The organism is Actinoplanes sp. NPDC049548 (assembly GCF_040676695.1).
GTDB lineage: Bacteria > Actinomycetota > Actinomycetes > Mycobacteriales > Micromonosporaceae > Actinoplanes.
In genome coordinates this window covers 13,169-28,058 of the sequence record NZ_JBFAPM010000039.1, presented here as the reverse complement: position 1 = coordinate 28,058, position 14,890 = coordinate 13,169, and the positions used below count along the sequence as shown (strand labels likewise).

Here is a 14,890-nt window from a genome sequence, read left to right as displayed (position 1 = left end):
GGTCGGCTGGCGCGCCGCTCTGCGTACCCGGGATGAGATCGCGGAAAAGATCCGGCTGGGTTTTCGGCCGGAGGAGGCGGTCCGCGCGTCCGTGGGGGTATCTCGGGTGGGTAGCGGCTGACGGGGCTTTTCTGCGAGGTCGGGCGGCACGGCGGTGGTCGTCCGGTCGGCCCGGCGTCACGACATGGCCGGCGCCTCGCCGCGCGTCTGACGGCCGGATGGCAGGGGACCGTATCCCGAGCCACTGCTCGGCGTCCCAGGCGTGGAACCGTTCCACCTCATCGGCGCACTTCATCATTTCTGGTGCCGGGCGACCGTGGAAACACGGTGGGAACACCGCCTTGCGGCAGGCCCGGTCTTCAGCAGGGAGGCGGGTCGCCATGGTAACTGGAAGACAGCGGGCTCGCTCTTGGCTGACATGGTGGTCGGGCGGCCCCGTGCCCTACCGGCCCAGCAACGCGCCCGGTGACCTGCTCGACGGGTACCGGCGAGACTGCTCGGGCTATGTGTCGATGGCATTGGGCCTGCCCGGGCCGGGACTGAGCACCGTCGACCTCGCGCGGCGCTCGAGCGTCATCGGCAAGGACGAGCTCCGGCCCGCCGACATGATGTTCAACCCGGACACGGATCTGCGCGGCCTCGTGGTGCTGTTCGTCCGCTGGGCCGATGCCTCGCAGTCCTCCTACTGGGGATACGAGCAGTCCGGTGACGGCGGCACGCACTACCGGAAGGTCTCGAACCCGTACTTCGGCGCGTATCCCATGACGCCGTACCGGCTGCGCCGAAAGGGCATCGTTACTCATCACGAGGCGGCACGGTGATGGACGAGTGTTCGTCGCCAGGGGGAATGGCTTGGCACAAGGCCGAACTGCTGCCGGCGGACGATGTCTATTCGCATTCGTCGTCATCGTCGCGGACGGCCGCGACGTCGTCCAGGAAGTCTCGGAAGCCGACAGGCCAGTGCACCGGGGCGGGAAACAGACCGGGCTGGGGGCTCCAGCGCCCAACCCACCTTGATCAAGATCGCGGCGACGGGTGCGGGCACGCGCATCGCGTGTCGCTGCTCGAGCAGCAGCGACCGCTCATCATCGTCAAGAGCGTCCCAGACGTCGACGAAACGATCATCCACGGCTCCGACGGTAGGCCGCAACGGGTCAACCCGCGGCGACTTCCGGTCGTCCTTCATACCCTGAGGCCCCCGGCGTCGGCCACGCCGACGACTGTGCAGAATCTATGAGCGGAACGCTAAGGGTTCGCCCTCTGTGCGTATACAGGTTCACCGAAGCTGCGGTACGCAACACCCGGTTAATGTTCCGAGTCCCGCATCCTGTGTCTGGAGTAACCGACGGCCGCACCATCACGACGAGCGGAGATCGCAGTGGGCCCTGACGAGAACACCTATGTGCGGGATCAGAATGCCCGTGTAGACCCGCTGCTTGCGCTCGGGACGATCACCGTGGCCGGCCTGCGGTCCATCCTCGCCGACCTGCCAGACGAGGCCATCGTCGTCGTTGCGAGCGACGCAGGGGGTGGAGAAGGGTGTTCACCACTGGCCGACGTGGAGGAGGTCTGGTACTTCCCGACAGCCGGCGAGTCCGCTCCGCTCGGTCGCGACTCCGATGGCAACGTCCATGAGCCCGGGTCGCGTGACCTGTACGCAGTGTTGTTACGTCCTGCTGACCGCCGCTGACCGGAGATCATCTATATCCGAGCCCACCCCTGCGCTGTCGTCCTGCTGCGCCAGGAAGGTCGGCTGGAGCCGCCGCCTGGTTGTACCAGCCGCGGGGCTGGTTGATGTCAGCGTCATCCGGCTGAGGCGTTTCCTTGGCGCTCAGCGCGGTAACGCTCGAACAGCCAGCGCGGCACCTCGACCGGTTCAATCCACCAACTGCCCTTGCCGTGGTTGATCTCCAGCAGTTGGTGTGTCTGAGCCCAACCGCCGTCCTTCTGCGGAGTCTCCTCCTTCCAGGGGTCGCCGTTCTCTCGGCAGTGCATGCGCGCCATGTGCCCGGCGGAGTCGATGCTGTCGCCCCTATCCCTCAGGAAGGCGAAGTACCGGTATTCCGGCAGTTCGGCCGCTGCCCGGCGGAGGTACCGTTCGACTGCGTCGGCGTCTACCTGTCGGGCGCGGTACGACACTGTGCCTTCCGCGATCTGTTTGAGCCAGAGGGACGGGGACCAGACCGGCCAGCCGACCGCCGCTTCCTCCCGGCCGCCGTAAGCGCCGTAATGACGCACCACCGCCATCGGCTGGTCGGTGTCGGGCCGCAGAATTTCGTAGTACGTGTAGCGCCATGGCGCCTTCAGTTGCTCCACGGTCTCCAGGGAGATTTCGACCGCTTTCGGGTTGGTCGCCCGCGTTTCCCGGCCCGAGTTGTTGGCCCGGACCCAGTGAGGGCCACCCCGAAGTTCCTCCTCTTGCACATAGGTGCTGGTCCGCCACTGCCGCACGACCTGCTGCGCCTCGTTCACCGATTTCACGCCCCCGTTCAGCAGGGCGTAGTAGGTGTAATCCCGCTCCGACGGCCCGGTGGCCTCCAAATACCGACGGCGGAATGCGGCGACCGCCGCATCGTCGATTTCCAGCAGGGTTTCATCGCGCAGACCCCGGACGCCGTCAATCACGTGATAGGGCTCCCAGCCGACGCCAAGTCTCTCGCGTACGCCGCTCTCCTGCCCTGCGGTGACCCGTAGGACGTCCGCCGGATCGTTGAGACTGAAGTCGGATCCGTGACGATTGACCACCGCAAAATAGCGGTAATCCACACGCGGCAGGTCGCGGAGGTACTCCTCGACCGTCGCGGCCTCGACCGCCTCGACGTCGTAGTCATCGATACCCGTGTCGATACGCCACAACCGCCGCGTCGACTCCCACACCGCGCTACGGCAGGTGGAATCCTCGAACCGGTACATCCCACCGCTCGGCAGAATCCAAGAGCGGGTGTACGCCACCGTACGCCCGGACGAACGCTCGACGATGCGCTGGTAGGTGTACGCCCACCGAGCGGCCAATCGGTTCGCGGTGTCCGCGTCCACCGGGACGGCGCTGTACCCCGCAGTGCGGTTGGCTCGCTCCAAGGCGTATTTCGTCGGCTTCCATACCGCGCCGGGCGCGACCTCCTCCTCGCCGGCCGCGCAGCCCTCGCCTCGGAGGCGGAAGACGCTCAACGGCTTGTCCAGCCCCCATTCATCGACCACATGAACGTAGTAGCGGTACTCCTGGGTCCCGGCCGAGGCCTGTGCCCTGCGGCGGGTCTCGGTGCGGCGCGAACGTCTGGTCATGTAGGCCTCCCCGCGTCGAGGCAACGCTAGCGAACTCATGCACAGTGCGCTTCACAGTCACGGTTCGGCACCGCGCGCCCGCGCCGAACGCGCCTCCTCGCGCCGACGTCGTCACCCTCGAACACGTCCGCTCATCGGCACGAGCGTGCAGCGGGCCGCCCCTACGAACGTCGCGCTGCGTGCGGGCTTACCCCGGCCGCCGCGCGTTGGGCGGCAAATCCGTGCGGCAGCGGGGAGGATCGGTCAGGCTCACGAGGTGAGTCTTTCGCCGCAGCTGCCGTCGAGTGGCCGGCGACGAACTTGGCCGGTCGGCAATATCCAGAGGTGGAAGGCCTGCTAGCGCAACTCGTCGGCACAGACCCGGGTGTTGCCCGCGATGCCGCTCTGGAACTCGGCGATCGCCGTGAGTACGGTGCGGTCCCGGCCATGCTGGAGATCCTGGGCGCCACGCCTGAGGTCAGTCTTCGCAACGGCGTCGCGCTTGCCCTGTCGGACATGCACATCCCGGAGACGTTCGAGGTCGTCGCCGACCTGCTGCGGCAGTATCACATCCGCGGCGCGCGCGGCACTCTCCTGTACGCTCTCAGGCCCTTCGACTGCACGCCCATCCTGCCGCTGCTGTCGATCTGCTCATCGAGGACACGTGGGAATCCGCGCGCGAGGCGGCCGATCTCATCACCGAGATAGATATCGTGTCCGCCGAAGTATGGATTCCGCTCAGGAATCAGCTGCGGACGGCGCACAAAACAGCCGACGCGCCGTACGCGGTCAATGACCCCGAACGCCGCGACGTGATCGGCTTCCTGATCCAATTCTTCGAAGAGGGTTCCAATGAGCCCCTAGCGCAGCAGCAGCCCGGGATGTGGCGGCCAGCCCCTAGCGGCGCATCGACATTCCCCGTCGGGAAGGCGCACAGCAAAACGCGCGAATCGTGGCAGATCCGGATACGTCGCACCGATGACTCACGCCCTTGATGCTGGGTCGACGGCTGTCGCACGTGATCGATGACTATCGCCAGGACCGAAGCTTTGGAATGTTCATCGCCTCGGCTCCCCGTGCTCGGCTCCGGGTGCACGAAAGGCGCCTACCCGCAGGTGTGGCGCCTTTCCGCACTGCCCGTCAGGCGACACTAGAACCAGACTTTTCGACCACCGACCGGGCGGCCGACAGCGCCGAGGATCCAGAGCACGGCGCCAATCACCAGAAGAACGATTCCGATCGTGTAGAGAATCGACACCTTCAGGAAGATGCCTAGCAGCAAGAGGATGAGTCCTACGATCAACATGATTCGCTCCGTTTCGCCGACGGGCACCTCCCGCCGGGCAGCCTGTACCCCGTGCGTGGAAAAGCTAATCCGATCGATCGCTGACCCCGTACCACCGCTGCGGACCTACTGCTGTCCCGGCATCCGTGCTGATGTCCGGATAGCGCCCAAGCAACGCCGTCACGTAGGCCGCAATGCGGGCCGCGGGTTCGACCTGCTGCTCAGACTCCAGGTAATCGTGCCCGGCGGTGCCCGCCGGACCGCAGTCCCACTGGACGATCTCTGCTCCGTTAGCCGATCCGTACGGCAGGCCGAGGTCGAGCCGCTTCGCAGCGACGCAGCCGGCAGGGACGGCACCGCAACTGTTGAGCGACGGGTCGATGTCAGTGCCTGACGACAGGTTGATCTCAGCGGCGTCGCACAGCGAACTTGGGCTATTGCGTAACCTGAGCAGCCCAGCTCTTCGCTGGTCGCCGCACCTCGGGTGACCCTTCCTCGGCGGGTCAGCGGTTGAGGTAGGCGGCCAGGCCACCGAGTTCTTCGTTGGCGATGTACACCGATGTCACATTGATGACGGCTTCTTCGACGTGGGTGGTGCAGCCCCACGCGGAGTCGCCCCAGGAATCGGCGACCTTGATCTCGGCGGGTGCGGTGCAACCGCGGGCGCCGCCGAGTTCGCAGCGCTCGGGGTGTGGCGTGGCGGCCTGCTTCGTTGCGGCGGTGCGCATCTGGGCGGCGAGTTCCGCGGCGGCGGCGGCGCGCTGCTCGGCCTCGGTGCGCAGCTCGCGTTCGGCGCGGACCGCTTGGATGGTGGCCAGGCGCAGTTCCAGGTGCTGGGCAACCTGGTCGGCGAGGTGGCCGAGGACCGTTTTCTGCGCGTCGGTCAACTCCCGCGGGATGCCGTCGATCGCGGTGACCGTGCCGAGGTGGTGCCCGTCGGCGGTGACGATCGGGGCGGCGGCGTAGAACCGCAGCCCTAGTTCGCCACGCACCAGCGGGTGGTCGAGGGTGCGCGGATCTGCCACCGCGTCGTTGACCACGTACGGGCCGTCGGCGCAGAACGCCGACGCGCACAGTCCGGGTTCGGTGCCGACCTGCGCGACGCCGTCCAGGCCGCGGGTGGCGGCGAACCAGACCCGGTCGGCGTCGACGATGCTGACCGTGGCGATGGGGGTGCCGCATACCGCCGCAGCGGCGGCGGCGATCGTGTCGAACTGGCCGTCGGTGGGGGCGTCGAGGATTTCGTAGCGGCGTACCGCGGCCAGCCGGGCCGGATCGGTGAGGGCGATAGTGCTGTCAGTGGTGATCGACACGATGTGGTGCTCGCTTTCCCAAGAGGTGCGCAGGCCGGCGGGGTGGAGTCGATCGGGGCGCCGGTGGAACGGTCGTATCGAGTGGCGTCGCGGGGACGCTGTGAAAGGGTACCGGTGTGGCGATCGACGACGTTGGCTACAGCATCAACCACCGGTGCAGCTACCGGTGATGCCGCCTGCGGCGCCGGCCACTGACAACAGCGTGCCGGGGCCGTTGACATCCACCTGTCGTTTTCGCTGGCAACATCCTGTCGCTCAACATGTTGAGCGCCGGCTAACTGACCACCGGTGCGCCGGGTAAATGTCCGGTTGGCAAGGCTCCTCGCCGGCCGGCAGGTGCGGCAACAGCCGTTTTGTCGACGCGGTGCAGCGAGTCGATGCACCCGGTCCACGGACGGACGACCGGGTGGTTTCGCCCGTCACGACGCCGTAGCGTTTGGCACCACGGCTCCCAGCCCCGAGCCGGTCGCTCCAGCCCCCGGCGGCGCCCGATGGGCCGCCACTCTGGAGCGTCAATGATCGGAAATCGTCGTCACCCCCAACCAACGGTGCGCGCCGGAGCGGATCCCGGGATGGAAAGTCTCGCCCAGGCCAGCGATTCCACTCTGATCGAGCTGACCTCGCGGGGGCACGAGGCCGCGTTCGTCGCGCTGTTCGACCGGACCTTACCGACGGCCCGAGCCGAGCGGCGACTCTGCCCGACAACGCCCAACACGGCCAGATCCTCGCGTCCAGCTACGTCGAGGTGTGGTGGCTGGCCGGTTGCCATCGCGCGCCGGAGGTCGACGCCACGACCTGGATCACCGGGATCGTCCGGCGGCGCGTCGACTAGGGCGTGTCCTGCCGATCATGGCGACGCCGAGACGGAGTCCAGGTTTCGTCTCGCAAGTGGGCCGGGCGGTCGGATACCGGGGTTGTATCCGGCCGTCCGGACCGCGCCGCGAGGCGGAAGCTGGGCCCGTCGCAGGCCGTCATGATCGGCAGGACACGCCCTAGGCACAGCGATCGACGCAGCCGGACGTGGACCCGCCCTTTACGGGCCCGAGGCCCAGTTACAGCGAACTGGAGATCGCAGCCCTGCTCCGACGGCCGCTCGGCGACCTGCAGCGAGCATGACCGCGCTGGGAGGACACACCACGACGGGGAAGAGGCTGCCCGTCACTGGTATCCGATCCGTTAATGGCGGCGCGAACTGACCGGGCCGGCTCGGCCCTCGGGAGGAGCAGACCTGCGTCGGTGATGTGGGTGACCGTGCCCTGTTGGTCGGTGTGCAGGTATTCGGTTGTGCCGTCGGTGGCTACCTGGGCGTACGGGGTAAGGGTCGGGCCGTAGAGATAGCGGTGCGTGCCGTCGGAGAGCAGCAGCGGCAGGGTGCCGGCGGTGGCCCATACGAATGCCTTGGTGTCGCCGTCTGCGGGTACGGGTGGCGCGCAGCCCGTCACCGTCGTAGGTGTAGCCGATCCGGCGCGCCGTCTGCTCACCGTCGCCCCGAACGCCAATGCCGCGCGCGACACGCCGAACAGCAGAACCCCGCAGTCGTCCGGGCCGTCGCCGAGATCCGACCGCGTCTGCGTCGTCGTGCTCAAGCGGCCCGCCATCCGAGATGACAAGCTTGCGGTCGTCGTCGTCGCCGTGCTGAGGCGAACGCTTCTCATGGGGCGCGCGACCGGCTGCGCGGGCCCGCCGCGGCATCCGGCCCCCGCGCCATCGCCACCGACCAGCTAGACAACGCCCGCGTCGCCGCCGAGTCGAGGCCCGGAAGACGGCAGCTGCGAAATCTGGGTCACTTGCTGAGGAAAGTGACGGTGAATCCGGTGCAGGTCGTGCAGTTGTAGGCGGGCGAGGTGTTGTCGGCCTCGCCGTCCTTCGACCAGGTGTAGGCGCGAGGACAGGCGGCCTTGATCTTGCGTGTGTAGTCGGTGTCGGCCGAGTCCGGGTTGGAGTTCAGGCACAGCCGGCCGCCGGATCTCAGGTCCGCTGCCGGGCACGCGGCGAGCAGCTTCGTGGGGCAGCCCGCCTGGCTGCACTCCTTGGCGCCACCGTACGGCGACTTCACCGCGTTGACTGGGTCGATGGTGATCGGGAAGTTGACCGCGTTGACGTAGCTGACGTTGTACCAGTTCTTGCCGTACGTGGTGTCGCCCGGATAAAAGCCGAACTCAGCGAAGCTGGCCGGCTGCCCGTACTGGATCTCGCAGCGGTCTGCGAACTTGCCGCAGTCGCCGATCTCGCAGTGGAAGTTCGTTCCCGGCGTGCCGGTGCAGCCCTGCCGGGCGAAGAACCGGCCGCTCCATTGCTTGGCGCCGCCGTCCTCCGGGATCGTGATGGTGCCGCTGGCGCCCGGCTCAAGGACGGGCAGGCCGGTGATCGGGATCGACCCGTCGGGGTTGACCGCGTTGCCGATCCAGACCTTCTCGCCGGTGCGGTTGACGAACGTCACCGTGTGGCTGCCGGAGGGATCGGCGGTGGTGCCGGGGGCTGCCGCCTTGGTGGCGGGTGCTGTTTTGGCCGCAGGGTTCGACGGGGCCGGTGCGGAACTGGCCACGGAGGCGGGGCTGTTCGTCATGGATGCAGCGGTGGGCGCTGCGGTGACAGCGCCGGAACTCGCCGGCGCGGTGGGCGGGGCGGGACGATGCACTCCGCGGCCGAACGGGCGGACGTCGGCGGACGCGCTGGCCACGCCCGCCAAGGCGGCGGCCACGCTGATCAACACCGCCAAGACGGCGGACAGGCGACGCCCGCTGAGGCGGCGCGGCCGCGACCGGGGGGAGACGGTGGGGTCGCCGGAGGGCATGTGATGATTTCCTTTCGTCGGACCGGAACTGATCTTCTGCGTCCGTGGCGCCGATTGCAGCAGGCGTCAGGAAGGTTTAAGACATCACTAAGGGCCGCTGCCCCCGCGCCGCCGCTCGGATACCCGTCCGGGCCGACGATGATGATGAATCCGTTGCATTTGGTGCACCGCCGGATCCTGTGCCGTTCAGAGACTCTCGCTGCCGGTCAGGTTGCGTATCTGTATAGGGACCGGTGAGTGGTCAGGTGGGTCACCGTCGCCGGATGCTCCATGGCGACGCGGGCGAGCTTTCCCCGAGCCCGGTGCAGGCGATGACGCTTGGAGTGGCGGGCATGGCGTCGAGGACATGCCGGGCTCGGGCTTCTTCAGATCGACAACGTCAGTCGTTGCGCAGCGCCGCCACGGCCGGCCGTCAGAGCGCCCGCCCAATGTAGGTCGAGCACAGGGCTCATGCCGTGGTGGTTCAGGCCCGGCGGTTCTGCTCACCGACCGGACGCGACGGGTCGGCCTCGTCGGACCAGTTGCTGTGCGAGTAGAAGTCCTGGACGCCGTGCAGGACCCGGCCGAACGCGCCGAGGGATAGTCACCGGCGACGAAGTCGGCGCCGTCGCAGTGGGCGGCGGGGTCGGCCATCTCGTCGCTGTCCGGCGCGCCGACAGCGCCGAACGCGTGGTCGTGGCCGGCGAGGTAGTCGGCGGAGCGTGGTTCGAACAGAATGAGAACCCGCCGTGCCGGCACCGCGCCCGCCTTCCGCCAGGCCGCCGTCCGGCCGGCGGCCCGGCTTCAGATGGTGCGGCATCCGGGACCGCGCGGCGTCATCCCGCCCGGATGGTCGGTACGTCCTCGGACACGATCGATCAAGGTGCGAGCTGCACAACCGCAGAACTGCCAACCGGTAGAGCCCTCGGATGTGCGGGTTGTCACAATCTCAGGCACATGTCGCATCGCGGCCGGCCGTTTCGAGAAATTGGCGGGTTCCGTTGTCTCAAGCGCGCTGCCCGGCCACGCCAATCGGAGACCCTGCCGGTACGGTACTGCTCGCAACGGTGACTCCGAATGGGGAAGCCGTTCGACCTGAATGTGTTTCTGGCCGATACCGGAGGTAAATGTGTTGCACCATGCGCGTTCGCCCGGCCGTAAGCGGGTCTTCTATGCCGCGGTGACGCTCGCGGTGACAGGTGCTGTCGCCGGGATCTCGTCGGTGGCGAGTGCGGCGACGACGGCGGGTCTCAACTACGTCGCCATCGGCAGCTCCTTCGCGGCGGGTCCGGGTATCTCACCGGTGCAGTCCAGTGCCGGGGCCGCGGGCTGCGCTCGGTCCAGCAACAACTATGCGAGCGTGGTGGCCCGTGACCTGGGAGCCAACCTCACCGACGTCTCCTGCAGTGGCGCAACCACGGCGAACGTGCTGACCACGAGCCAGAACGGCCAGCCACCGCAGGTCAATGCCGTGACGAGCGCCACCAACGTGGTCACGATCACCATCGGCGGGAACGACGTCAACTACTTGGGCAGCATGGGGGCGTACACCTGCCAGAACGACGGCGGCTCCAACTGCGCGAGCGTGGACCGTCAGGCGATCGACAGGACCTTCGCTGATCTGCCCGGACGCCTGCAGAACATCGTGAACGCGGTGCACAGTGCGGCTCCCCAGGCGCAGGTATACCTGGTCAACTACTTCACGATCCTGCCGGATTCCGGCACCTGTCCGGGAGTGCCGCTCAACGCCGACCAACTGGCGTACGAGCGCAGTATCGCTACCCGCCTCGCGGCAGCGACGGCCACTGCGGCGTCCGCTACGGCAGCGACGGTTGTCGACGTGGCTGCGGCCAGCCGCGGGCACGACGCCTGCTCGGCCGACCCCTGGGTCGAGAACGGCCGTCCGCCCGCAGGTCGGGCCCAGTACCACCCGAACGCCGCCGGGATGAGGGCCGCCGCTCAAGCCGTTGAAGCAACGTTGGTCGCCCGCGGCCAGGTCCGCGCCGCCGAGTTCCGCTCGGGTATTCCGGGCAAATGCGTGGACGTCGCGGGTGCAGGAACTGCCGATGGAACCCCCGTTCAGCTCTACCAGTGCAACGGCACCGGCGCGCAGCGGTGGACGTACACGCCGGGTGCCGGCGGCGCCCTGCGCGTTCTGGGCAAATGCTTGGACATCAGCAACGGCGGCACGGCGAACTACACCAAAGTTCAGTTGTGGACGTGCAACGGAACCGCAGCTCAGCGCTGGACCGTCGGTGCCGGCTCGGCATTGGTGAACCCGCAGTCGGGTCGTTGTCTCGATGTTCCCAACGCCTCGACAACCGACGGAACCCAGTTGCAGATCTTCGATTGCAATGCCACCGCCGCGCAACAGTGGGTTCCGACAGCCTGATACGTGGCTGCGGCGAAGGCCAGCGACACTCGCTGATAGGGGCACTCGGCCTGGAATGGGAATGTGGGGGTTCGACCCTGCCCTTGGCCGCTCGATTGACAGAACGCCGACCAGCGGAAGCGCTGGTCGGCGTTTGAGGAGAATCCGTAGTTTTGTCGCTTGATCTAGGAAGACTTCCGTGCCGTGCTCGCTCCGCTCAGCGGCCGCCATGACCACCGGCATCGGGCTGTTGTTCGCCGTACGCGGCGGCCCGCCTTGAGCGGAGCTGGCGCCTCGAGGACATCAGCCGAGGACACGACTCAGCAACGGCGGCATCAGGGCTCAGCGGCGGAGTCCTCGACGCCGGACCATGCCGATCGCTGCGGTTCCCGCGAACAGTACGATCCCTATGATGGCCAGCCACAGCAGGCCCTTGATGGCAAAGCCCACGATCGCCAGGATGAGCCAGAGCACGAGAAGAACGATCAGAAGTATGAGCATGACGGCCTCCGTCTCGGCACGCGGCGCACTTGCGGCGGCCGACCAGCGGACGACCGCGGCGACGCTTCAACTGTACGCCCTGAGCTGCCGTGCGCTATGTCTCGGTGGCGGGCCATGGCTCGGACGTCGCGGCTCGTTCCTACGACGCAGGACGATAGGACGCGACCGCGGGTGCCGGCCCCGGCGCACGTACGGTCGCACGGCAAGAGGCCGGTCGGCGAGCACCGCGCGGAACTTTTCGCGTCTTCGGCGTAGCGGGGGCGCCTGGCGGGGTATTCGGTCGGGTGTGGCGGTGCGGCGTTTCGTGCAATGGTTTGTGGACACCGGGCGGAACGCGCGTCGCCGCGCCGGGTGGCTGGATAACCTCGTCCGGGCCGTAGTGCGGTACGGCGAGGCCGACGGTGGCCGGCTCGCCGCCGCGGTGACGTATTACGCGTTATGGTTCTAGGTGGACGCGTTGCGCTCGTCGATCCGCAGGATCTGGCTGTTACTTGAGTATCCCGGCCGCCTCGTCGTCCGTGTACTCGTGGATCTTCTCGTGCTGGCGGGACTGGGATTGCTGCTGGCCCCTCCCTGGCGGTGGCCTACGAGACCACCGTCGCGGCGAACCGGTTGGTCGACGCGGCGAACACCGGAGTCGGTCTCTCCCGCTGGTTGCTCAGCACGGTCGGCCTGCTGGTGGGCATCGGTGTGAACACGGTGCTCGCCTGCGGCGCGCTGACCGGCTCACCGCGCGTACGAATGCCGTGGCGACGCCTGCTGGGCCCCGGCGGTGCTGGTGGCAGTCGGTCTGGAACTGCTCAAGACTCTCGGTCGTCTGTACGTGCAGCGTACCGAGGCCAATCCGACCCACCAGCTCGTCGCCGGCTCGGTCGGTCTGCTCCTCTTCCTCAATGCGCTGAACCAGATGGTTCTGTTCGCCGCGGCACTCACCGCGACCAGCGCCGCCGGTCAGCCGTCCGATCTCACCGCGGAGCGGGATGACAGTCATGACCCCGGTGGGGCCGTGTCCGCCCTCCCGGGGTGGGATGTGACGCGTTCACGACGATCGTGCGCAGAGGCTCAGAGGCGCCGGCCTCGGCGGGATCGGCGGGGCGTTACGCGCGGCCGCGGCGACGGCCGGCCAGGAGGCCGCGCAGCGGGACGGAATACACCTGTACCGGTCGCACGCCGTGCCGGCGCAGGATCGCATTGGTGGCGACCGCGGCAGAGGCGGCCGACCGTTCCATCAGCGCGCACGGAAAGGGCATGCGGACCCAGTCGCCGGCGAGGAAGAACCCGTCGGCATCGGTGACGACGCCCGGCCGGGTGGCGTCGCTGCCCACGTCGAACGCCGGTGCGTCGTACCCGATCCGGGTGTCGCTGTCGATGGTCCGCACATCGCGCGTCTCCGGCCAGAGCGCGGTGAGCTGAGACCACATGTCGCGCTCCGCCGTGCCGGCGTCGAGGCCGGGTTCAGCGGCGTACGCGTGCAGCTCCACGACCGCACCGCCGGTCCGCCGGGACCATCGTGCCGAGCCTCGTTCGGCGCGGTGGAACAAGCTCACCGAGTCCAGGAGCGGCTCGCGGGCGACACTGCTGAAGACCCCGCGGGCCGGTGCGAGGTCCCGGTCGGTCCAGACCCGGCTGACCGCGTACGGCGCGGTGGTTCCGATCGTTGCGATGCTGCTCGCCATGCCGGGCGCCCGGCGCGCCAGGCCGGGGGAGGCGGCGACGATGCCGCGCGCGGACGCCGGATCGGCGGCAAGGATGACGTGGTCGGCCCGGACCTCGACGCCGTCGGTGCGGGTGACGGTCCAGCCGGGTTCGATCCGGTCCACTTCGGCGCCGGTGCGGATGTCCGCGCCGAGCGCCTGCAACCGCTCGCACAACGGCTCCCAGATCGCGGTCTGATAGTCGTCGTCCGGTGCGTCGAAGTCCAGCCCCTCGGCGTTGCGCAGGAAATAGAAGTGGAATTGCATGATCATTTCGGCGGCGGACATCTGGGCCGCGTGGTTGAAGAACGAGTGAGCGAACACATCGAACAGCAGTGCCCGTGGCCGTTCCGGCATGGCGAGGCGGTCGAGGAAGTCCGCCGCCGACATACCGTCGAAGTCCCGGTACGTCTGCGTGCGCGAGTAGCGCAGCAGCGCCAGGGACGTCGAGCCGTCGACGTCGCGCATCTCGCTCAACCGCAGGCTGGGCGATCGGGCCAGGAGAGCGAGCAAGCTCCACGGCGGGGTACCCGGCAGGCCGCCGAAGTCCTCGTCCGGCCAGGACCTCGAGACCACGGGATAATGCTTCACCGGGCGCAGGAAGGACAGCGATGGGTCGATCCGGCGCAGGACGGTGCGCCAGTTGTAGTACTGCCGGAAGAAGGCGTGGAATCCGTGGTCGACCATCTGGATCGAACCGTCCGTAAGCCGTTTCGGCCAAGCCGCGAGCCGGCCGCCCAGTCGCTGGTTGCGCTCCAGCAGGGTCACCGCGATGCCGCGTTCGGCGAGAAGCAGCGCCGCTGTCATCCCCGCTATGCCGCCGCCGACCACCACCGTGTGCACGGGATGGCCGACCTTACGCGGAAGCGACCGATCGATGTCCACGAGGCGGACGGCATGACGGCTGACAGAGCCGGGAGCGCGGGGAAGGGGCATGCCTCGAGGATTCCCGGGCGACGGTGAACAACACCTCGGCAGCCTCGTCCTCCGCGGTGCCGCCCCGGTGCCGACACAAGATGGCATTGTTCAACAAGTCTTGACGTGGCGTCACCCGTGCATAGTGAGGGGGAGAGGACGGCATCACGTCATGCAGAGACCCGACCTTGAAAGTCTGGCCCGGATCGCCTCCGGCGGAGACATCGCCGCCCTGAATGTGCTCCTGGTGACTGTCCGGCCCGAAGTCCTGCGGCTGTGCACCCGCATGGTGGCCAACCGTGAGGACGCCGAGGAGGCATGCCAGGACACCCTGCTCGCCATGGCCCTGGGCCTTCCCGGCTTCCAGGGCCGTTCCGCGTTCCGGACGTGGCTGTACCGGCTCGCCGCCAACCGGGCGCGATCCACCTATCGGCGTTCGAGCTCGCGCGAGTCCACTGCCAGCGTGGACGTGCTGTCCGGGATCGCGGATGATCGCCGGACCAGCGTCGTAGCGATGACCCGGCTGGATCTGCTCGACGCCATAGGAGAGCTGAAAGCGGAGCTGGCGGAGGCGGTCGCCCTGCGCGACCTCGTCGGTCTCAGCTACGGCGAGATCGCGGTGCTGCAGCAGATGCCGGAGGGCACCGTGAAGTCGCGGATCCACAAGGCGAGACTGTATCTGCGCAAGCGGTTGAGGCTTGATCCGGCAGATCCCGATGCGGTCGCCGACCGTGGGCCACCAGGGCGGCGAGCTCACTGAGCATGCGGCAAAGCCCT

The 14,890-nt window shown here is 68.0% G+C and carries 13 protein-coding genes; 6 read left to right on the top strand and 7 right to left on the bottom strand.

The features are described 5' to 3' along the window. Positions 1–437 precede the first annotated feature (437 nt). Both AB0J80_RS37600 and AB0J80_RS37595 read left to right on the top strand, forming a co-directional pair. Complete coding sequence (locus tag AB0J80_RS37600; protein ID WP_364714518.1) at positions 438–821, top strand: hypothetical protein; 384 nt, start codon at positions 438–440, stop codon at positions 819–821. Between the two features lie 557 nt (positions 822–1,378). Continuing rightward, entirely contained in the window at positions 1,379–1,690 is a 312-nt protein-coding gene (locus AB0J80_RS37595) for a hypothetical protein (protein ID WP_364714517.1), read from the top strand. Positions 1,691–1,803: 113 nt separating this feature from the next. Here the strand turns inward: AB0J80_RS37595 and AB0J80_RS37590 are convergent, their stop codons facing one another. Then, complete coding sequence (locus tag AB0J80_RS37590; RefSeq protein WP_364714515.1) at positions 1,804–3,282, bottom strand: hypothetical protein; 1,479 nt, start codon at positions 3,280–3,282, stop codon at positions 1,804–1,806. Positions 3,283–3,606: 324 nt separating this feature from the next. Here AB0J80_RS37590 and AB0J80_RS37585 point away from each other — a divergent pair, with 324 nt between their 5' ends. Further along, positions 3,607–3,969, top strand: a complete 363-nt coding sequence (locus tag AB0J80_RS37585) for a HEAT repeat domain-containing protein (protein ID WP_364714514.1) — start codon at positions 3,607–3,609, stop codon at positions 3,967–3,969. Positions 3,970–4,411: 442 nt separating this feature from the next. Here the strand turns inward: AB0J80_RS37585 and AB0J80_RS37580 are convergent, their stop codons facing one another. From AB0J80_RS37580 to AB0J80_RS37565, 4 genes are all read right to left on the bottom strand, one after another. After that, on the bottom strand, positions 4,412–4,567 hold the full coding sequence (locus tag AB0J80_RS37580; protein ID WP_364714512.1) for a hypothetical protein: 156 nt from the start codon (positions 4,565–4,567) through the stop codon (positions 4,412–4,414). A 482-nt stretch (positions 4,568–5,049) separates the two neighbouring features. Beyond that, the gene (locus AB0J80_RS37575; protein WP_364714510.1) at positions 5,050–5,859 is read right to left on the bottom strand and encodes a GAF domain-containing protein; all 810 of its coding nucleotides are present in this window, start codon (positions 5,857–5,859) and stop codon (positions 5,050–5,052) included. Positions 5,860–6,911: 1,052 nt separating this feature from the next. After that, positions 6,912–7,445, bottom strand: a complete 534-nt coding sequence (locus AB0J80_RS37570; protein ID WP_364714509.1) for a hypothetical protein — start codon at positions 7,443–7,445, stop codon at positions 6,912–6,914. A gap of 197 nt (positions 7,446–7,642) precedes the next feature. Beyond that, positions 7,643–8,425, bottom strand: a complete 783-nt coding sequence (locus tag AB0J80_RS37565) for a thaumatin family protein (protein ID WP_364714507.1) — start codon at positions 8,423–8,425, stop codon at positions 7,643–7,645. Here AB0J80_RS37565 and AB0J80_RS37560 point away from each other — a divergent pair. Then, a complete protein-coding gene (locus AB0J80_RS37560) occupies positions 8,424–8,657 on the top strand; it encodes a hypothetical protein (protein ID WP_364714505.1) in 234 nt (77 codons plus the stop codon). The genes AB0J80_RS37565 and AB0J80_RS37560 overlap by 2 nt on opposite strands. Before the next feature lie 1,155 nt (positions 8,658–9,812). Then, positions 9,813–11,024, top strand: coding sequence for a ricin-type beta-trefoil lectin domain protein (locus AB0J80_RS37555; RefSeq protein WP_364714503.1), 1,212 nt, complete (start codon positions 9,813–9,815; stop codon positions 11,022–11,024). Between the two features lie 321 nt (positions 11,025–11,345). Here AB0J80_RS37555 and AB0J80_RS37550 read toward each other — a convergent pair whose 3' ends face one another. Beyond that, positions 11,346–11,504 carry a hypothetical protein gene (locus AB0J80_RS37550; RefSeq protein ID WP_364714501.1) on the bottom strand — a complete coding sequence of 53 codons (159 nt, stop codon included), beginning with the start codon at positions 11,502–11,504 and terminating at the stop codon, positions 11,346–11,348. 1,097 nt (positions 11,505–12,601) lie between these two features. After that, positions 12,602–14,083 (bottom strand): FAD-dependent oxidoreductase, encoded by a 1,482-nt coding sequence (locus AB0J80_RS37545; RefSeq protein WP_364714499.1) that lies wholly within the window; start codon positions 14,081–14,083, stop codon positions 12,602–12,604. 202 nt (positions 14,084–14,285) lie between these two features. Between AB0J80_RS37545 and AB0J80_RS37540 the strand changes: the two genes are divergently transcribed. Then, positions 14,286–14,873 (top strand): sigma-70 family RNA polymerase sigma factor, encoded by a 588-nt coding sequence (locus AB0J80_RS37540; protein ID WP_364714498.1) that lies wholly within the window; start codon positions 14,286–14,288, stop codon positions 14,871–14,873. The last annotated feature ends 17 nt before the right edge of the window (positions 14,874–14,890 follow it).

What these genes read in the sequence shown, in the direction of transcription:
- AB0J80_RS37565 (WP_364714507.1), bottom strand. Translation starts at nt 8,425, where the DNA reads ATGACGAACAGCCCCGCCTCCGTGGCCAGTTCCGCACCGGCCCCGTCG.
- AB0J80_RS37590 (WP_364714515.1), bottom strand. Translation starts at nt 3,282, where the DNA reads ATGACCAGACGTTCGCGCCGCACCGAGACCCGCCGCAGGGCACAGGCC.
- AB0J80_RS37540 (WP_364714498.1), top strand. Translation starts at nt 14,286, where the DNA reads ATGCAGAGACCCGACCTTGAAAGTCTGGCCCGGATCGCCTCCGGCGGA.
- AB0J80_RS37550 (WP_364714501.1), bottom strand. Translation starts at nt 11,504, where the DNA reads ATGCTCATACTTCTGATCGTTCTTCTCGTGCTCTGGCTCATCCTGGCG.
- AB0J80_RS37560 (WP_364714505.1), top strand. Translation starts at nt 8,424, where the DNA reads ATGGATGCAGCGGTGGGCGCTGCGGTGACAGCGCCGGAACTCGCCGGC.
- AB0J80_RS37580 (WP_364714512.1), bottom strand. Translation starts at nt 4,567, where the DNA reads ATGTTGATCGTAGGACTCATCCTCTTGCTGCTAGGCATCTTCCTGAAG.